Source organism: Streptomyces sp. 11-1-2, from assembly GCF_003595545.1.
Taxonomy (GTDB): Bacteria; Actinomycetota; Actinomycetes; order Streptomycetales; family Streptomycetaceae; genus Streptomyces; species Streptomyces hygroscopicus_B.
This window is the reverse complement of record NZ_CP022545.1, coordinates 4,545,201-4,563,889: the sequence shown is the minus strand read 5'-3', so window position 1 is coordinate 4,563,889 and position 18,689 is coordinate 4,545,201. Positions and strand designations below refer to the sequence as shown.

Annotated in this window: 15 protein-coding genes and 1 pseudogene; 11 read left to right on the top strand and 5 right to left on the bottom strand. The window is 71.6% G+C overall.

Annotated elements, in window-relative coordinates; all coding sequences use genetic code 11:
* The first annotated feature begins 60 nt into the window (after positions 1–60).
* From CGL27_RS18880 to CGL27_RS18870, 3 genes are all read left to right on the top strand, one after another.
* On the top strand, positions 61–687 hold the full coding sequence (locus CGL27_RS18880) for a TetR/AcrR family transcriptional regulator (protein WP_078641568.1): 627 nt from the start codon (positions 61–63) through the stop codon (positions 685–687).
* Positions 688–894: 207 nt separating this feature from the next.
* Positions 895–2,052, top strand: coding sequence for an acyl-CoA dehydrogenase family protein (locus CGL27_RS18875; RefSeq protein WP_119988711.1), 1,158 nt, complete (start codon positions 895–897; stop codon positions 2,050–2,052).
* Positions 2,053–2,111: 59 nt separating this feature from the next.
* A complete protein-coding gene (locus CGL27_RS18870; RefSeq protein WP_119988709.1) occupies positions 2,112–3,005 on the top strand; it encodes an acyl-CoA thioesterase II in 894 nt (297 codons plus the stop codon).
* A 147-nt stretch (positions 3,006–3,152) separates the two neighbouring features.
* On the opposite strand, the gene CGL27_RS18865 is transcribed toward CGL27_RS18870, so the two are convergent.
* From CGL27_RS18865 to CGL27_RS18855, 3 genes are all read right to left on the bottom strand, one after another.
* Positions 3,153–3,953 carry a phosphatase gene (locus CGL27_RS18865; protein ID WP_078647435.1) on the bottom strand — a complete coding sequence of 267 codons (801 nt, stop codon included), beginning with the start codon at positions 3,951–3,953 and terminating at the stop codon, positions 3,153–3,155.
* 124 nt (positions 3,954–4,077) lie between these two features.
* Entirely contained in the window at positions 4,078–5,469 is a 1,392-nt protein-coding gene (locus CGL27_RS18860; protein WP_119988706.1) for a DEAD/DEAH box helicase, read from the bottom strand.
* 98 nt (positions 5,470–5,567) lie between these two features.
* Complete coding sequence (locus tag CGL27_RS18855) at positions 5,568–5,771, bottom strand: cold-shock protein (protein WP_010986199.1); 204 nt, start codon at positions 5,769–5,771, stop codon at positions 5,568–5,570.
* Positions 5,772–6,066: 295 nt separating this feature from the next.
* On the opposite strand from CGL27_RS18855, the gene CGL27_RS18850 reads away from it, so the two are divergent.
* The 3 genes from CGL27_RS18850 (at position 6,067) to CGL27_RS18840 (ending at position 7,522) form a co-directional block, all read left to right on the top strand.
* Positions 6,067–6,366, top strand: a complete 300-nt coding sequence (locus tag CGL27_RS18850; RefSeq protein WP_119988703.1) for an SCO5918 family protein — start codon at positions 6,067–6,069, stop codon at positions 6,364–6,366.
* 151 nt (positions 6,367–6,517) lie between these two features.
* Complete coding sequence (locus CGL27_RS18845) at positions 6,518–6,889, top strand: metalloregulator ArsR/SmtB family transcription factor (RefSeq protein ID WP_119988700.1); 372 nt, start codon at positions 6,518–6,520, stop codon at positions 6,887–6,889.
* Between the two features lie 3 nt (positions 6,890–6,892).
* Entirely contained in the window at positions 6,893–7,522 is a 630-nt protein-coding gene (locus tag CGL27_RS18840; RefSeq protein WP_119988698.1) for an SRPBCC family protein, read from the top strand.
* A 354-nt stretch (positions 7,523–7,876) separates the two neighbouring features.
* On the opposite strand, the pseudogene CGL27_RS52105 reads toward CGL27_RS18840, so the two are convergent.
* A pseudogene (locus CGL27_RS52105) lies at positions 7,877–8,527 on the bottom strand (M1 family peptidase); the annotation flags it as partial.
* A 420-nt stretch (positions 8,528–8,947) separates the two neighbouring features.
* Here CGL27_RS52105 and CGL27_RS18830 point away from each other — a divergent pair.
* The 4 genes from CGL27_RS18830 to CGL27_RS18815 all read left to right on the top strand — a co-directional run bounded on the left by CGL27_RS18830 (position 8,948) and on the right by CGL27_RS18815 (position 13,190).
* Positions 8,948–9,871 (top strand): alpha/beta hydrolase, encoded by a 924-nt coding sequence (locus tag CGL27_RS18830; RefSeq protein WP_119988692.1) that lies wholly within the window; start codon positions 8,948–8,950, stop codon positions 9,869–9,871.
* A gap of 64 nt (positions 9,872–9,935) precedes the next feature.
* Positions 9,936–11,150, top strand: coding sequence for an acyltransferase (locus CGL27_RS18825; protein WP_119988689.1), 1,215 nt, complete (start codon positions 9,936–9,938; stop codon positions 11,148–11,150).
* A 10-nt stretch (positions 11,151–11,160) separates the two neighbouring features.
* Positions 11,161–12,516, top strand: a complete 1,356-nt coding sequence (locus CGL27_RS18820) for a sensor histidine kinase (RefSeq protein WP_240450555.1) — start codon at positions 11,161–11,163, stop codon at positions 12,514–12,516.
* Positions 12,513–13,190, top strand: a complete 678-nt coding sequence (locus tag CGL27_RS18815; RefSeq protein ID WP_119988682.1) for a response regulator transcription factor — start codon at positions 12,513–12,515, stop codon at positions 13,188–13,190. The genes CGL27_RS18820 and CGL27_RS18815 overlap by 4 nt, the downstream gene beginning before the upstream one ends.
* 235 nt (positions 13,191–13,425) lie before the next feature.
* On the opposite strand, the gene CGL27_RS18810 is transcribed toward CGL27_RS18815, so the two are convergent.
* Positions 13,426–14,418 (bottom strand): helix-turn-helix domain-containing protein, encoded by a 993-nt coding sequence (locus tag CGL27_RS18810; protein WP_119988679.1) that lies wholly within the window; start codon positions 14,416–14,418, stop codon positions 13,426–13,428.
* Between the two features lie 357 nt (positions 14,419–14,775).
* Here CGL27_RS18810 and CGL27_RS18805 point away from each other — a divergent pair, with 357 nt between their 5' ends.
* On the top strand, positions 14,776–18,651 hold the full coding sequence (locus CGL27_RS18805) for an ABC transporter ATP-binding protein (protein ID WP_205587932.1): 3,876 nt from the start codon (positions 14,776–14,778) through the stop codon (positions 18,649–18,651).
* Positions 18,652–18,689 lie beyond the last annotated feature (38 nt).

The following is an 18,689-nucleotide window of genomic DNA, read 5'->3' as shown; positions in this document are numbered from 1 at the left end:
AACGTTAACTAGTTACCACCAGGTTAACGACCACTAACCCGGCTGTCTAGAATCGATTTCATGAGCACGCAAGCAGCCGCCCCGACCCGCCGTGAGCAGATCCTCAAGGAGGCCGCCCGCCTCTTCGCCGAGCGCGGCTTCCATGGCGTCGGCGTCGATGAGATAGGCGCCGCGGTCGGCATCAGCGGCCCCGGTCTCTACCGCCACTTCCCCGGCAAGGAGGCGATGCTCGCCGAGCTGCTCGTCGGCATCAGCGGCCGGCTGCTGACGGGCGGCAAACTGCGCGCCGCCGAGGGGGAGGGAGCCGGGCTCGCCCCCGCCGAGGTGCTGGACTCGCTGATCGAGGGCCATATCGACTTCGCCCTCGACGACCGCCCGCTGATCATCCTCCACGACCGCGAGCTGGACCGGCTCCGGGACACCGACCGCAAGCTGGTGCGCTCGCTCCAGCGGCAGTACGTGGAGCTGTGGGTCGAGGTGGTGCGCGAGGTCTACCCCCGGCTCGCCGAGGCCGAGGCCCGTGCGTGTGTCCATGCCGTCTTCGGCCTGCTCAACTCCACGCCCCACCTCGGCCGCCCCGGCGCCCTCCCGGGGCGCGCGGCCACCGCCGCCCTGCTGCACCGCCTGGCCCTCGGAGCCTTCGGCGGTGCCCACGGTGTGGATGGCGAGGCGAACCGGGCCTCATGAAGCGAACGGGCCTCTTGGGGCGAACCACGCCTCATGAAGAAGAAGGGTGGGCAGAATAAGGAGGCTGGACAGCCCTGGTGACTCACGGGTAGCTTTCACTGAGCAAGCGCTTAGGTGAGTGTTGCCAAGCTATCAGTTGAGGAATCACGACGGCGGTAGGCCGGTCCGCGCAGCGGCGGCGGCTCAGCCGTAAGGAGGGCCGCGCCAATGCGCCGCACGGTGTTCAACGAGGACCACGAGGCGTTCCGGGAGACCATCCGCGACTTCATCGCGGCCGAGGTCGTGCCGTACTACGACCAGTGGCGGGAGGCCGGCCAGGCCCCGCGCGACTTCTACAAGAAGCTCGGCGAGCTGGGTGTCTTCGGCATCGAGGTGCCCGAGGAGTACGGCGGGGCGGGGGAGACCAGCTTCAAGTTCAACGCCGTCATCACCGAGGAGACCGCCCGCGCCGGGGTCAGCTTCGGCGGCAGCAGCGTCCACACCGCGCTGTGCCTGCCGTACCTCCTCAAGTACGCCAACGAGGAGCAGAAGCGGCGCTGGCTGCCCTCCTTCGTCACCGGCGACCTGATGACCGCCATCGCCATGACCGAGCCCGGCACCGGCTCCGACCTGGCGGGCATGAAGACCACCGCCAAGCTCTCCGAGGACGGCACCCACTACGTCCTCAACGGCGCCAAGACCTTCATCACCGGCGGCGTCCTGGCCGACCGGGTGCTGGTCTGCGCCCGCACCGCCCCGGCCACCCCCGAGGACCGCCGCGGCGGCATATCCATCCTCGTGGTCGACACCAAGAGCGAGGGCTACGCGGTCGGCCGCAAGCTGGAGAAGCTGGGCCTGAAGACCTCCGACACCGCCGAGCTCTCCTTCACCGACGTCAAGGTGCCGGTGGAGGACCTGCTGGGCGAGGAGGGCAAGGCGTTCGGCTACCTCACCCACAATCTGCCGCAGGAGCGCCTGGGCATCGCCGTCGGGGCGTACGCACAGGCCGCGGCGGCCGTCCGGTTCGCCACCGAGTACGTCCGGGACCGCACCGTCTTCGGCCAGGCGGTGGCGTCGTTCCAGAACACCAAGTTCGTGCTCGCCGACTGCCAGTCCGAGGTGGACGCGATGCAGGCGGTCGTGGACCGGGCCCTGGACGCGCACGACGCCGAAGAGCTGACCGCCGCCGACGCCGCCTCCGCCAAGCTCTTCACCACCGAGCGCGCCGCCGTGGTCATCGACAAGTGCCTGCAGCTCCACGGCGGTTACGGCTACATGATGGAGTACCCCATAGCCCGGCTGTACGCGGACACCCGCGTCAACCGGATCTACGGCGGCACCAGCGAGGTCATGCGGTCCATCGTCGCCAAGTCGATGGGGCTGTGACGACCGTCATGAGCAGCGGCAACAGGACCGCAATCCAGGTCTGCAAGACTGCTTGAACCATGAATGACGCACTTCAGAGCCTTCTCGATCTGCTCGATCTCGAGCAGATCGAGGAGGACATCTTCCGTGGCACCAGCGACGCCGCCCCCCTCGTACCGCGGGTCTTCGGCGGTCAGGTCGCCGCCCAGGCCCTGGTCGCCGCGGGCCGCACCGTCCCCGAGGACCGCCCGGCGCATTCGCTGCACGCGTACTTCCTGCGGCCCGGCGACCCCGGGGCGCCCATCGTCTACACCGTCGACCGGATCCGGGACGGCCACTCCTTCACCACCCGCCGGGTGGTCGCCGTCCAGCACGGGCAGCCGATCTTCCATCTCTCGGCCTCCTTCCAGCTCTACGAGAACGGCCTCGAGCACCAGGAGCCGATGCCGGACGTACCGGACCCGCTGACCCTGCCCACCGCCGATGAGCTGCTGCCCCGCTATGAGCACCTCTTCGGCCCCGGGGTGACCGAGCGGATGCTCCAGGCGCGGGCCTCGATCGATCTGCGGTACGTGGACGAGCCGCCCTTCGGCAGCGTCGGACGGCCGCGTGAGCCCAAGTCGCAGGTTTGGTTCCGGACCAACGGCAAACTGGACGGCGTCGCCGACCACCCGCTGCTTCACGTCTGCCTGGCGACCTATGTGTCCGATATGACGCTGCTGGACTCCATCCTGCTCGCCCATGGGCGCGGCGGCTGGGCGGTCGGCGACATCGTCGGGGCCAGCCTGGATCACGCCATGTGGTTCCACCGGCCGTTCCGGGTGGACGACTGGCTGCTGTACGACCAGGAGAGCCCTTCCGCCTCCGGCGGACGCGGCCTGGCCAAGGGCCGTATCTTCACCGCCGACGGGCGGCTGGCCGTCTCCGTGATCCAGGAGGGGGTCATGCGGGTGCCGCGCGAGAAGAAGAAGTGAGCGTGGCGGGCGGCGGGGCCGGGCTCACCGGACGCCCGCAGGGACGGCCCGGGCCCACCAGACGTCCGTAAGGACGGTCCGGGCCGGCCGGGCGCCCGCGGGGGCGGCCAGGACCCGCCGGGCGCCTGCCGCGGCGGTCCGGCGCCGTCAGAACTGGGCCGACAGCCCCGCCGCGTCCAGCAGATACGCCGTCATCGGGTCGTAGAACCGCGGGCTGGTGACGTGGTCGTCCAGCGGGACCACCACCGACAGAGTGCCCTCGGACTCGCCGAGGAAGAGCGCCGGGTCGTTGCAGTCCGCATAGCCGACCGCGTCGATGCCCCGCTGTCCCGCGCAGCCCGCCCAGCCGTGGTCGGCGACCACCAGATCGGGCAGCGGCCGCCCCTCGTGGGCCAGCCCGTCGAGGATCGCCGCCATGGGCGCGGGGGAGTGGGTGTGCCACAGCGTGGCGCCCCGCTCCAGCATCGCCACATCGCAGAACTGGAAGACATACCCCTCGTCCGCCTGCAGTCCGCCCGGGATCTCCACGATCTCGCAGCCGGCGTCCCGCAGTGCCGCCGCCGTGGCCCGGTGGACCTCCAGCAGCCCGCCCGGATGCCCGGTGGCGAACAGCACCCGCTCGTTCGCCTCCGCCGCCTTCCGCAGCACCGAGGCCATCCGGTCCAGCGCGCCGACCGTCAGCTCCGGGTCGATCGTGTCCTGCCCCGAGCGGTACTCCGGGTCGTCCACCACGCCGCACCGCTCCGCCATGACCGCCAGCACGTCCTGCTCATCGGTCCAGCGGTCGCCCAGCTCCAGGCCGAGCCAGTAGTGGCGGTCGCCGTTCGCGAGCTTGCGGTAGTGGGAGAGGTTGTTCTCACGAGGAGTGGCGACATCGCCCGCGATGCGCGTGCGGATGAGGTGGTCGATCAGTTCGGCACGGCTGGGCACGGCGCTGGGTATCGGCATGTGGCCCATTGTCGCCTCTCCGACGAGGGAATGGGGACATCCGCCGCCGGTCGGGCGTGATGCGACCATGGCGAAATTCCGGATGTCGGCCTGGACGGCCGCCGCCCGGGCCCCCGTATCGGGCCTAACGGCCGGGGCGACGGCTCCGGGCGGAGCGACGGGGGGCGCCGGGACGGCGCGCACGCTGCGGTTGGGGCTGGGGCGCGCTGATGATCACGGGCACGCCGGAGGGTTCCTGGGCGCCGGTGATCCGGGTGAGTTCGGGGTCGGCGGAGTGGACCTGGGCGGTCTGCGGGGTGATGCCCGCATCGGCCATGAGACGGCCCATCTCCCGGCGCTGGTCCGGGGTGACCAGCGTGATGACGCTGCCGGATCCGCCCGCACGGGCCGTACGGCCGCCACGGTGCAGATAGTCCTTGTGGTCCGCGGGCGGGTCGACATTGACCACGAGGTCGAGATCGTCCACATGGATGCCCCGGGCCGCGACGTTCGTGGCCACCAGCGCGGTGACATGGCCGGACTTGAACTGGTCCAGGGTCCGGGTGCGTTGCGGCTGGGACTTGCCGCCGTGCAGCGCCGCCGCCCGTACACCGCTGGTCAGCAGATGCCGGGTGAGCCGGTCGACGGCGCGCTTGGTGTCCAGGAAGAGGAGGACGCGGCCGTCCCGGGCGGCCACCCGGGTGACGACGGAGCGCTTGTCGGTGTCCGCGATGTGCAGGACGTGGTGCTCCATCGTGGTGACGGCACCGGCGGACGGGTCGACCGAATGCACGGCCGGGTCGTCGAGGAACTGGCGCGTCAGCTTGCTGATGTCATGGTCGAGGGTGGCGGAGAACAGCAGGCGCTGGCCGTCGGCGGGGACCTGCCGCAGCAGCCGGGTCACCTGGGGCAGGAAGCCCATGTCGGCCATCTGGTCGGCCTCGTCGAGGACGGTGGTGCGCACCTGGTCCAGCCGGCAGTCGCCGCGTTCGATCAGGTCGTAGAGGCGCCCGGGGGTCGCGATGACCACCTCCGCGCCATGGCGCAGGGCATCGGCCTGGCGGTTGATCGACATGCCGCCGACCACCGTGGCCGCACGCAGCCCCAGCCGCCGGGCATAGGGGGTGAGTGCCTCGGTGACCTGCTGGGCCAGCTCCCGGGTGGGGACCAGCACCAGCGCTAGGGGGCGGCGGGGCTCCGCGCGCTGCCCGGCGGTGCGGGCCAGCAGGGCGAGGCCGAAGGCGAGGGTCTTGCCGGAGCCGGTCCGGCCACGGCCCAGTACGTCCCGGCCGGCGAGCGCGTTCGGGAGGGTGGCCGCCTGAATGGGGAACGGCACGGTGACGCCCTGCTGGGTCAGCTCCGCGATCAGTTCCTTCGGCATGTCGAGCTCGGCGAAGGACGCGACGGCGGGCAGCACCGGGGTGGAGCCGGGCGCCAGGGCGAATTCGCTTGCGCCGGAAGAGCGGGGGCGCCCACTGACGGCGGAACGGGAGGTTACGGGTTTTTTGCGGCGGTGCGAACGGGTGGATCGGGTCAACGCGATGCCTTTCGGCTGGGCGTGGTCTGTGGAAATGCGTACGAGCCGGGGCCCGCACCCCTTCAGGTGCGGGCCCCGGCTCGTGACAGGCGCTGCTATCAGGCGGGAACGATGTTCTCGGCCTGCGGGCCCTTCTGGCCCTGCGTGACGTCGAAGGTCACCTTCTGGCCTTCCTGCAGCTCACGGAAGCCCTGGGTGGCAATGTTCGAGTAGTGGGCGAAGACGTCGGCGCCGCCGCCATCCTGCTCGATGAAGCCGAAGCCCTTTTCCGCGTTGAACCACTTCACGGTGCCAGTAGCCATGTCATTCTCCTTTTACCTGGGATCGGTCCGGAACGCGCAGGAAACGCGTCCCGAGTCGCCGAAATGACCCCATCCGGAAATGACCGGCAGAAACAAAAAATGCGCCGGACGCTACATATCGTCAGGCGCACACAAGTCCATGGGTACCAAAACTGCAACTAGTAAGGACCCTATCACGTGCCACCTCGGAACGGCGGGAACCACGTGGGCGATTTTTGCCGCCGGGCTGTGCCATCCCGCTTCGAGGTGTGACACGCTGGTCGTCCCGGCTCCCTTCTCTCCCCGTTGAGGCACTATGCGCTGCATCATCGCCAATTTCGCCTTTGACCTGACCGCGCGCGAGGTGACGGACGCGATGAGCGGCGTCAGCCCGGAACCGATCACCGGCCCATCGGTGCAGATCGGCCGCCGTGCCTACCCGGTCAAGCAGGTCGGCGCGGTGGTCACCCGCCAGGACCGCCGCGACTTCACGGCGGGCGAGGTGATCCGTGCCATGACGCGCCTCGGCTTCACCTGTCACCCGGCGCCCGCGGTCGCGGCTGCCGACCCCATCGAGACCGCCTCGGACCTTCTGGGGAAGCCGATGGAGGGCTGACACCCACCGGCGCGGCGCGGCACGGTAAGGGCGTCGAGGACGCGCCGGCCTCCCGCACTTCCGCGAGTGGGCGGAATCACGCGGCCGTCGACGGTGGCGTGAGTGTATTTAAGCGTTGACTTATATAAGCGGCGACTGTCATAGTCCTGGCGTGCACGCACTCGATGTCCTCGGAGACCCCGTTCGGCGCCGGATATTGGAGCTGCTGGCCGCGGAGGAGCGATCCTCCGGCGAGGTCAGCACCGTGATCCGGTCCGAGTTCGGCATCTCGCAGCCCGCCGTGTCACAGCATCTACGGGTGTTGCGGGAGGGCGGATTCGCCTCCGTACGGGCCGAGGGCACACGGCGGTTATACGCCGTCGAGGCCGCGCCCCTGCGGGAGGTCGACCGGTGGCTGGATCAGTTCCGGGGCTTCTGGGAGCAGCGGCTGGACGCGCTGGGGACCGAACTGGCGCGAGGCAAGCGGCAGCGGCGGCTCGATCAGGGGCGCGGCGGCGACAGTCGAACCGGTGAGGAAACATAAGTCATGAGCGAGATCGTCGACCAGATCAACGACGTCCACCGCGAGGTCGGCACCCGTGAGGTGCCCGACGGGGAGGCCCGTACCGTCCTGCTGCGGCGCACCTACGACGCCGCGATCGAGGACGTATGGGACGCGTGCACCGACCCGCAGCGGATCGGCCGCTGGTTCCTGCCGGTGAGCGGCGATCTGAAGCTCGGTGGCCACTACCAGCTGGAGGGCAACGCGGGCGGAGAGATCCTGCGTTGCGAACCTCCGCGGCTGCTCGCGGTGAGCTGGCTGTTCGGCGAGAACCCCGGCTTCAGCGAGGTCGAGGTGCGGCTGAGCGCCGAGGGCGAGGAGCGGACCGTCTTCGAGCTGGAGCATGTCGCCGTCGTACCGCCCGAGATGTGGGACCAGTTCGGCCCCGGCGCGGTCGGCGTCGGCTGGGACGGCGGACTGCTCGGCCTCGCCCTGCATCTGGCGGGCCGGACGCCCGCCGACCCGGGGGCATGGCAGACCTCGGACGAGGCCCGGGAGTTCATGACCCGCTCCAGCGCGGCCTGGGGCGCGGCATACGAAGCCTCGGGGGCGCCGGCGGAGGTGGCGGCCGCCACGATGCGGGCGACCACGGAGTTCTACGTACCTCAGGGGTAGTCGCGCGGGCCCGCCGTGCCCGCCGTGAGGGTGTCCCGGAGCGGGTCATAGCTTCAGCCGTGCCGCCACCGGCAGGTGATCGCTGTCGGTCGCGGGCAGCGTCCAGGACGAGCGCGGCTCCACGCCGCGGACGAGTATGTGGTCGATCCACGCCACGGGAAACGACGCGGGCCAGGTGAGGCCGAACCCCGCGCCCAACCAGGAGAGCTGGTCCGGTATGCGGTCGACCAGCGGCTTGGCCGCCTCGAACGCGTCGGTGTCGACATAGCTGCGCAGCGGCAGCCCGTGGGGGCCGCGGCCCCGGATCTTCTTGTAGTGCCCGACACCGACCTGGACGACCTGGGTGGAGATCTCGGCGGCGGTCGAGAAGACGGTGGTGGCGTCGTCGCCCGCCGTCGTCCGTGAACGCGGCGTCCCGATGCCGACGGCCTGAAGGTCCTTCGGCGCGGTGACGCGGAAGGTGAACCGGGCCTTGTCGGTGGGGTAGTCGTTGGCGGGGAAGAACATATGCGCGCGGTCCGGCTGGCCGAACACCACGAAGCCGTCCTTCTTGTTCACCCACGGGGTCAGGCGCGGTGCGGGGCTGGTCGGGTCGCCGGGCCGGGCCCGGTTGTCGCTCCGGTCGACGCGGTAGGCGATGTTCACGTCGAACGACCGGCCCTTGCCGAGCGCCTGCCGAGGGGTGATGTCCAGCTTCTCGCCCGCCTTGTCCACGGCGAAGCGGGCCGGCTCGCCCTGGACGGTGACCGTCTTGATCTCGTCCACGGCCGCGTCGAGGCTGAACCGGGACAGCGCCTGGGTGGCGGTGGCCCGGATCCGTACGGAGGAGTCCATCAGCGTGGTCCTGGGCCGGTAGGTGTAGCCGACGTCGTACGAGCGGACGTCGTAACCGCCGTTGCCCAGATACGGCAGCAGCCGGTCACCGGCGCTCCGGGCGCCCGGGGAGGCCGGGTCGCCCGCGGGGGCACCGGCCCAGCCGGGCGGACCGGCCGCGACGGTCGCCATCGCCGCCGTCGAGGCCGCCATGGCCATGAGCACGGTACGGCGGCGGCGCGCCCGGTGGGTGGGGGCAGGGGACATCGTGACCTCCTACGGTGAGACCGGTGCGCCGCGTCGGCGCACCGGCGTCACCGTGGGCGAAGGAGATCTCTCCTTCGGCGGAGCGGGGCCTCCGGGGTCGCTCAGCCGTGCATCAACCGCGTATCAGCCGTAGCCGCGTATCAACCGCGTATCAGCCGTCACCACGTATCGGCCGTGGTCCCGGGCCCCACCGCGATGCGGTTCGCGACCACCGCACCGGGCCGACCCCCTACCCGTAGTACCTGGGGACTACCCCGCGGATGCACTCCCCGGTGGGACGCCAACCACACGGCCGACTCCATAACTTCCGTACTCACACCACCTGTCGGTACGGAAGGAACAGCCATGGCGTCCCGTCTTCGTCGCGCCCTGCTCGCGGCGCTCGTCACCACCTCGGTGGTGGTGCCCCTGATGGGGGCCGCAGGGCCGAGCGAGGTGCCGGCGCCCGCACCCTTGGCGCTGGGGCCCGTGAGCGTCCAGGGGCTGGACCACCGGTACGAGGCCAACCGGGAGGGGATCGCGGCTGCCGAGGCGATGGCGGCCCGGCACGGCGACCGCGCGCGGGAGCGGGCGCTGCGGAAGATGAGGAAGCCGTCGCGGCACTTCCTGTCCTTCGACGGGCGGGACGGCGGCCGTGCCGTCGAGGTGTACGGGGACCTGGGCCGGGCCACGCGCGTCGCCGTGCTGGTGCCGGGGTCGGACACCAACCTGGAGACGTACGACCGGTTCCGGGCCGGGGCCCTCGCGCTGAGCCATCGACTCGGCAGCCGTACGGCCGTCGTCGGCTGGCTCGGGTACAAGACGCCGGGCACCGTGGGACCCGAGGTGCTGACCACGGGCCGGGCCGCCGGTGCCGCTCCCCGACTGGCCGCATTCGTACGGGAGTTGAACGCGGCCAAGCCCCGGGCCCGGATCTCGCTCCTGTGCCACTCCTACGGTTCGGTGGTCTGCGCCCGGGCCGCGCGGGGGCTGAACGCCGCGGACATCGTCCTGTACGGCAGCCCCGGTACGGGGTTCGACGACGCCCGGCAGTTGCACACCCGGGCCACCGTCTGGGCCGGGCGGGGTGGGAACGACTGGATCGGCGGGGTGCCGCATGTGCGGATCCGGCTGCTGGGCACGACCGTCGGCTTCGGGACGGATCCCGTCTCCGGGCGGTTCGGCGCACGGAAATTCGACGCGGGGGACGTCGGGCACAGCGACTATCTCAAGCCCGGATCCGCCGCTCTGGCGAGCATGGGCCGGATCGTGGAGGGCCGCGATGCGTAACACCGTTCGTACGCGTGACACGTTCCGTACGCCTGACACGGTTCGTACGCGTGACACGTTCCGCTTGCGTGACCTCGTCCGGCGGATCGAGGCCGCCACCCCGCCCGACCGCGACCGCGCGGTGGACGCCCTGCGGGCCATCGCCATCCTCGGCGTGGTGCTCGGCCACTGGCTGGTGACCGCGCTGGTCGCCGACAGCGGCACCCTGCGCGCGGCCAGCCCGCTGCTGTACCAGCCCGAACTCACCCCCGTCTCCTGGGCGTTCCAGACCCTCGCGGTGTTCTTCCTGGTCGGCGGGCAGATGGGCGCCCAGAGCCACGCCTGCGCCCGCGCCCGGGGCATCGGCTACCGGCAGTGGCTGCGCGCCCGGCTGGCCCGGCTGTTCCGGCCCGTCGCCGCCGTGCTCGCCGTGTGGGCCGTGGCGGCGGGGGCGATGCTGGGCTCCGGGGTGAGCCTGCTGACCGTGCACACGCTGCTCAAACTCGTCCTGTCCCCGCTGTGGTTCCTGCTGGTCTACGCGGTGCTCACGGCCGCGACCCCGCTGGTGGCGCGGCTGCATCCGCTGTGGCCGCTCGCCGTCGTGCTCCATGTCGACCTGATCCGGTTCGGCTTCGGCGGCCCGGCCTGGCTCGGCTGGATCAATCTGGCGGCGGGCTGGCTGGTCCCGTACTGCCTGGGCGCCACCTGGGGCCGGGGCATGCTGCGCGGCCGGACGGCCGGGTGGGTGCTGCTGATCGGCGGCGCGGCGGTCACCGCCGGGCTCGTCCTATTCGGCGGCTATCCGGCGGCGATGGTCGGGGTGCCCGGCGCCCCGATCTCCAACCTCAACCCGCCCACCCTGGCCGCCGTCACCTTCGGTCTCACCCAGTGCGGCGCGGCCCTGCTGCTGCGCGGCCCCCTGCGCCGCGTGCTGGCGCGGCCCGCCGCGTGGGCGGTGGTGGCGCTGGTCAACCTCTCCGCGATGACCGTGTTCCTGTGGCACCAGACCGCGATGATGGCGGTCAGCGTGACCACCCTGCGGCTGTACGGGCCGTTGTCCGGGCTGCACACCGTGCCCGACGGCCCCGGCTGGGTGCTGGCGCGGCTGTGCTGGCTGCCGGTGTTCGCGGGGGCGCTGCTGGTCTGCTGGGCGGCGTTCCACGGGTACGAGGCGGGGCGACGCAAGGGTGGCGGCGGGATTGTCCGCGGTGGTGGCGGGGCCGTAGGCGGTGGGAGCCGCATCGTCCGCGAGGGACGTTCGGCCCGGGAGGCCCGGCATGTGGAGAAGCCCAGTGTCTAAAGTCAAGGCCATGACGGGCGGGCGGATGGCGGACCGGCTGGCGGAGGGCGCGCGCGCCCTGCCGCGCACGATGGGCGAGGGGCTGCGCGCGGCGCCGGGCATCCTCCGCGCGGACCTGTGGACGATGGCGCGCGACCCGCTGCCGCGGATGCGCTGGCTGGGCCGGCTGCCCCATGGCCATGTGGTGTTGTTCGCGGTGCTCATGGCCTGGCTCAGCATGGCGCAGTTCCAGGAGCCCGCCCGCCCGGGGACGGCCCAGGACCCGGTGCCCGTGATCGGTCTGGTGGTGCTCGAAGCGCTGGCCGTCCAGGTGGCGCTGACCCGCCCGATACCGGCGTGGTGGCTCTCGACCGCGATGCTGTTGGTGACGGCGCTGGAGGTGGACGGCCGTGTCCCCGTATATGTGCTCTACCCCTGGAACTACGGCCAGATCGCGCTGCACACCGTCGTGCTGCTCCTCCTCGCGCTGCGGGTCCGCCCCCGGATCGCCGCCGAGGCGCTGATACTGACGCTGCTGGTGGGGACGGTCACCGCGGCCCTCGCCACCCGGCCCCACGCGGACGGCCTGGACGAGGCGTTCGTGTCCTTCACGACCGCCGTGGTGGTGGGCGCCGCGCTGCGCGGCCGCCGGGTGGCGCGGCGGCGGCTGGTCGAGCAGGAGGAGCTCACCGCGGAGGAACGGGCCCGGCGCACTCTGCTGGAGGAGCGCAACCGCATCGCCCGCGAGCTGCACGACGTGGTCGCCCACCACATGTCGGTGATCTCCATCCAGGCGCAGGTCGCCCCGCATCTGGCCGAGAACCCCTCCGACGACCTGAAGGAGAACCTCGCGGGCATCCGCCAGAACGCGGTCGAGGCCCTGGCCGAACTGCGCCGCGTGCTGGGCGTGCTGCGCTCCGAGGACGCCCTGGCCGACGGCGCCCGGCATGCCCCGCAGCCCACCCTGGACCGGCTGGACGAACTGGTGGGCACGGTGCGCGGGACCGGGATCACGATCCTTACGGATGTCACCGGGGAGCGGCGGCCGCTGCCGCCGGGCGTCGAGCTGTCGGCGTTCCGCATCGTGCAGGAGGCGCTGAGCAATGTGATGCGGCACGCGCCGGGCGCTGAGGCGCGGGTGGAGCTGGGGTACCAGCGGCGCGGGCTCACCGTCCGGATCGTCAATACGACGCCGGACCGGCCCGCCCCGCCGTCGCCGGGCGCCGGGCACGGGCTGCTCGGGATGCGGGAGCGCGCTGCGATGCTAGGGGGTGAGCTGACTACTGGCCCGACGCCGGACGGCGGTTACGAGGTGACCGCCGTGCTGCCCACGCACCACCCCGACCCGTCCACCGCCGCGACCGAAACCGCCGAGGACCCCGCATGACGACGACCATCCGCGTTTTGATCGCCGACGACCAGATGATGGTCCGCCAGGGCTTCACGGTGCTCCTCAACGCCGAACCGGACATCGAGGTCGTGGGCCAGGCCGTGGACGGGGCCGACGCCATCGACCAGGTCGCCGAACTGGCCCCGGACGTGCTCCTGATGGACATACGGATGCCGGGAGTCGGCGGTATCGAGGCCACCCGGCGGCTCACCGAACCCGCCGGGGCCACCGTCAAGATCCTGGTCCTCACCACCTTCGACCTCGACGAGTACGTCTACGAGGCGCTGCGCGCGGGCGCGTCCGGGTTTCTGCTGAAGGACGCCTCGGCGGCTGAACTGGCCCATGCGGTACGGGTGGTGGCGGCCGGTGACGCGCTGCTGGCGCCGAACATCACCAAGCGCCTGATCGGCGAGTTCTCCCGGGTGAGCGCCGCCGCCCCGCGCGGTCCCCTCCGGGGCCGGGTGGGCGATCTGACGGAGCGCGAGACCGAGGTGCTCACCCTGATCGCCCAGGGGCTGTCGAACGCGGAGATCGCCGCACGGCTGGTGGTGGCCGAGCAGACCGTGAAGACCCATGTGAGCCGGATCCTGTTCAAGCTGGGGCTGCGCGACCGGACCCAGGCCGCCGTCTTCGCGTACGAGACGGGGCTGGTGCGCCCGTCCGCGTTCTGACGCACCCGGCACGCGCCTCGGGCATCGAGGAGTTGCGGGTGACCCGGGCCAAGTGACGCCCTGGGCGGCCGGGATGACGCGGTCCGTGCGCAGAGGATGGGATCCGTGCACAGAGGATGCGGTCCGTGCACAGAGGATCAAGGCACTGTGCACAGGATGCCAATGACATCCCGGCCCCGCTCGGCCCATGCTGATCAGTGACGGGTGAGCAGGGTTACCACGGGGGGAGCCCCGCTCACCTGTTCGTCCACAGCGCCGTATGGCGGAAGTCCCGTGGGGGCACGCCATAGGCGCCGCGGAAGGCACGGCTGAAGTCCGCGGCGTGGCTGAAACCCCAGCGGGCGGCGATGACATGGATGGGGGTGTCGCCCAGGGCGGGATCAGCCAGGTCGCGGCGGCAGCGTTCCAGGCGCTGGGCGCGGATCCACGCGGAGACCGTGTGCCCCTGCTCCTCGAAGAGGCGGTAGAGGTACCGGAGCGAGATGTGATGGGCCGTGGCGATCGACGCCGGGGTGAGCCCCGGGCTGTGCAGGTTCTGCCGGACGAATTCCTCGATGCGTAACCGCAGGGTGCGCCGACGGCTCTCGGGGGTGAGCCGGTTCTCGGCGCGCGCCTCGGCACCGGCGTCCAGCTCATGCGCGAGCAGCGCGTTGAGCAGATCGACGGCGACGGTGCCGAGGCGCGGTGCGTCGGCCGGGCCGTAGCGGTCGGAATCGGCGGCCAGGCGGGTGAGGAAGTCGGCGAGCATGGCCCCGATGCCGGACCGCCCGGACAGCCGACGCCCGAGCAGCCGGTTGAGCTCGGCCGCCGGGAACGGCAGCAGCGAGGGGCGGAGGGTGATCGACATCCCGTCGACCCTGCCGCGCTCGCACACCGCCACATACGGCGTGGAGGTCGAGGTGAGCATGAGCTGCCGGGCGCCGACCGTGGCTTCGGTGTCCCCGTGGCGCACATCGCTCTCACCGCGCAGGATGAGCCGCAGATGGTAGAGCTCCGGGTCGGAGCGCCGGATATGGGCCGCCGTCCGCTCGTTCCGCAGTGACGGTACGGAGGTGGAGGTCAGCATCACCTCGCCGAGGCTCACTCCGCCCCGTACGCTCGCGCGGAAGTCGTGCTCATGGTCGCTGCGGAGCTCCATCGGTATCGCCGTCAGCTCGCACAGGGCGCGCCAGGCCGCGAATCGCTCCGCGGGCGGGATGTCGTCGATCTGGAGTCCCGTCACGATCATCACCCTTTCGCCGTACGGTGGTGAGCTTTTCGGTGGACGCGACCTTAGACAGCCCTGCTAAGTGTTTGATGAACGGTCCGGTATTGAACAGTCCGCTTTTGGGCGATTCCGCGAACGCGTATCCGGGCGGGGCGGCGCGGGCCGAGGCGGCGGCCTGGCCGGATGTGACCCGGTCCGATTGTTGCCGAAGGATGAAATCCGCACATCAGTGTGTTGGTGCCTTCCGGAAGCGTGTGCGGATCGGGAGGTCAACGGGTGGCGGACGTAGTGACGGACGCAACGGATGAAACGGGCAAAAAGGATACGGGTGGACCGGATGCGGACGGGCCGGATACCGGGCAGGGCTGGGTAAGGCGGCTGTTCGGCTATTGCTGGCTGTACCGCAAGGATGTGCTGCTCGCCCTGGGTGCCTCGCTCGCCGGAATGGCCGTCATGGCGCTCGTCCCGCTGGTGCCGAAGCTGATCATCGACGATGTGATCGTCCAGCACGACCGGTCGCTCGCCCCCTGGGCCACCCTGCTGATCATCGCCGCCCTCGTGGTCTACGTCCTCACCTACATCCGCCGCTTCTACGGCGGACGGCTCGCCCTCGACGTCCAGCACGCCCTGCGCACCGAGATGTACGCGTCCATCGCCCGCTTCGACGGCAGACGGCAGGACAATCTCTCCACCGGCCAGATCATCGGCCGGGCCACCAGCGACCTCCAGCTCATCCAGGGCCTGCTCTTCATGGTGCCGATGATGATCGGCAACATCCTCCTCTTCCTGGTCTCGCTCGTCGTGATGGCGACGCTGTCGCCGCTGCTCACCGTCGTCGCCCTCGCCGTCGCCCCCGCCCTGTGGATCCTCGCCTCGCGCAGCCGCATCCGGCTCTTCCCGGCCACCTGGTACGCCCAGGGGCAGGCGGCCGCCGTCGCGGGTGTCGTCGACGGGGCGGTGACCGGTGTCCGGGTGGTCAAGGGGTTCGGGCAGGAGGCGCAGGAGACCGACAAGCTGCGGGCGGTCGGCCGCCGGCTGTTCGCCGCCCGGCTGCGGACCGTACGGCTGAACTCCCGCTACACCCCCGCCCTGCAGGCCGTCCCCGCCCTCGGCCAGGTCGCCATGCTGGCGCTCGGCGGCTGGATGGCCACCCGCGGCCAGATCACCCTCGGCACCTTCGTGGCCTTCTCCACGTATCTCGCCCAGCTCGTGGGCCCGGTGCGGATGCTCACGATGCTCCTGACCATCGGGCAGCAGGCGCGGGCCGGGGTCGAGCGCGTCTTCGAGCTCATCGACACCGAGCCGGTCATCGACGAGCGCCCCGGCGCCCGGGAGCTTCCCGAGGACGCCCCCGCGACGGTCGAGTTCGACCGGGTGAGCTTCGGCTACGACCCCGAGCGCCCGGTGCTCTCCGAGGTGTCCCTGCGGATCGAACCGGGCGAGACCCTGGCCGTCGTGGGCGCCTCCGGAAGCGGCAAGTCGACGCTGTCCATGCTGCTGCCGCGCTTCTACGACGTGTCGTCGGGCGCGGTGCGGATCGGCGGCCACGATGTGCGGGAGCTGACGTACGACTCGCTGCGCGGCGCGGTCGGACTGGTGCCGGAGGACAGCTTCCTCTTCTCCGACTCCGTGCGCGCCAACCTCGCCTACGGGCAGCCGGACGCGAGCGAGGAGCGGATCCTGGCCGCCGCCCGCGCCGCCCAGGCCGACGGCTTCATCTCCGCACTGCCGCACGGCTATGACACCGAGGTCGGCGAGCAGGGGCTGACCCTCTCCGGCGGCCAGCGCCAGCGGCTGGCCCTGGCCCGCGCGATCCTCACCGATCCCCGGCTGCTCGTCCTCGACGACGCCACCTCGGCGGTGGACGCGCGCGTCGAGCACGAGATCCACGAGGCGCTCCGGGGTGTCATGGCGGGCCGTACGACCCTGCTGATCGCCCACCGCCCCTCCACCCTCGCCCTCGCCGACCGCATCGCGGTCCTGGACCGGGGCCGGGTCGTGGACGTGGGCACCGACGAGGAGCTGAGGGCGCGGAGCGCCGTGTACCGGCGGCTGCTGGCGGACGACGCCCAGCCCGCCGCCGCCCGGGGCGGGGACGATCCGGAGCACGCGGTGGGCCTCGCCGGTGGGTTCGGCGGGGAGTCCGCCGCGACGGCGCTGGTCGAGCCCTGTCTCGACGGTGAACCGCACGGGGACGGCGACCAGGTGGCGGAACTGCTGCCGCACGGAGACGGCGACCACGTGGCGGAACTGCTGCCGCGCGGCGGGGACGACCCCGAGCACGCCGACGGCTGCCCCCACCCCGGCGGGGTGACCCCGGAGCTATGGGTGCGGCCCGATGGTGACGGCCGTAAGGACGGCACGGGAGCGGGAGCCGGGGCGGCGGCCGTGGCCGGGCCCGGGATCGCCGGGGCGCTGTCCGGAATGCCCGCCACCCCCGAGCTGCTCGCCAAGGTCGCCGCCCTGCCGCCCGCCACCGACACCCCCGACATCGACGAGGAGCAGGCCGCCCGCCCCGAGGAGACCTACGGGCTGCGGCGGCTGCTGCGCGGCTTCGGGGCGCCGCTGTCGGTCGCGCTGCTGCTCGTCGCCGTGGACGCGGTCGCCGGGCTGCTGCTGCCCGTGCTCATCCGGCACGGGATCGACCAGGGCGTCCAGCGGCTCGCGCTCGGGGCGGTGTGGGCCGCCTCCGGGCTCGCGCTCCTCGTGGTCCTCGTGCAGTGGGCCGCCCAGATCGGCGAGACGCGGATGACCGGGCGGACCGGTGAACGGGTGCTCTACGCACTGCGCGTCAAGATCTTCGCGCAACTGCAGCGGCTCGGTCTCGACTACTACGAGCGCGAGCTGAGCGGCAAGATCATGACGCGGATGACCACCGACGTCGACGCGCTGTCCACATTCCTCCAGACCGGCCTGGTCACCGCCGTCGTCAGCCTGCTGACCTTCTTCGGCATCCTGGTCGCGCTGCTCATCATCGACGTGGGCCTCGCGCTGGTGGTCTTCCTGACCCTCCCGCCGCTCATCATCGGCACCATCGTCTTCCGGCGCCTCAGCGTCAAGGCGTACGAACTGGCCCGCGAGCGCGTGAGCGTGGTCAACGCGGATCTGCAGGAGAGCGTGGCGGGGCTGCGGATCGTGCAGGCGTTCCGGCGCGAGCGGTCCGGCCGGGAGCGGTTCGCGGCGCGCAGCGACGCCTACCGTCAGGCGCGGATGCGCGGTCAGCGGCTGATCTCGGTGTACTTCCCGTTCGTCCAGCTGCTGTCGTCCGTGGCCTCCGCGCTGGTGCTCATCGTGGGCGCCGGACGGGTCGGGGACAACACGCTGTCGGCCGGCGCGCTGGTGGCCTATCTCCTCTACATCGACCTGTTCTTCGCCCCCGTCCAGCAGCTCTCCCAGGTCTTCGACGGCTATCAGCAGGCATCGGTGTCACTGGGCCGCATCCAGGAGCTGCTGCGCGAGCCCACCACCACACCGGTCGCCGACGACCCGCGCGAGGTGCGCACCATGCGCGGCGAGATCGCCTTCGACGACGTGCGGTTCCGGTACGGGGACGACGAGGAGGCGCTGGCGGGCATCTCGCTCACGATCCCCGCGGGGCAGACCGTGGCGTTCGTCGGGGAGACCGGGGCCGGTAAGTCCACCCTGGTCAAGCTGGTGGCCCGGTTCTACGACCCGACCGGGGGCGCCGTGCGGGTGGACGGCGCGGATCTGCGCGAGCTCGACCTCACCGGGTACCGCGGCCACCTCGGGGTGGTCCCGCAGGAGCCGTATCTCTTCCCCGGGACGGTGCGCGACGCCATCGCCTACGGACGGCCCGGCGCGAGCGACGCGGAGGTGGAGGCCGCCGCGCGGGCGGTCGGCGCCCATGCCATGGTGGCGTCGCTCGACGGTGGCTATCTGCACGAGGTCTCCGAGCGCGGGCGCAATCTCTCCGCCGGGCAGCGGCAGTTGATCGCGCTGGCGCGCGCCGAGCTGGTGAACCCGGACATCCTGCTGCTCGACGAGGCCACGGCCGCGCTCGATCTGGCCTCCGAGGCCCTGGTCAACCAGGCCACGGACCGGCTGACGGGACGGCGCACCACGCTGGTCGTCGCACACCGGCTGACCACCGCCGCTCGTGCGGACCGGGTGGTGGTCCTGGACCATGGCCGGGTCGTCGAGGACGGCACTCATGAGGAGCTGGTGGCGCGGGGCGGCCGGTACGCCGCGCTGTGGCGCACGTTCATGGGCGAGACGGCCCCCGCGACCGTCTGAGCGCGCCGCTGGAAGTGCCCCGACCTGCCGTCGTGAGA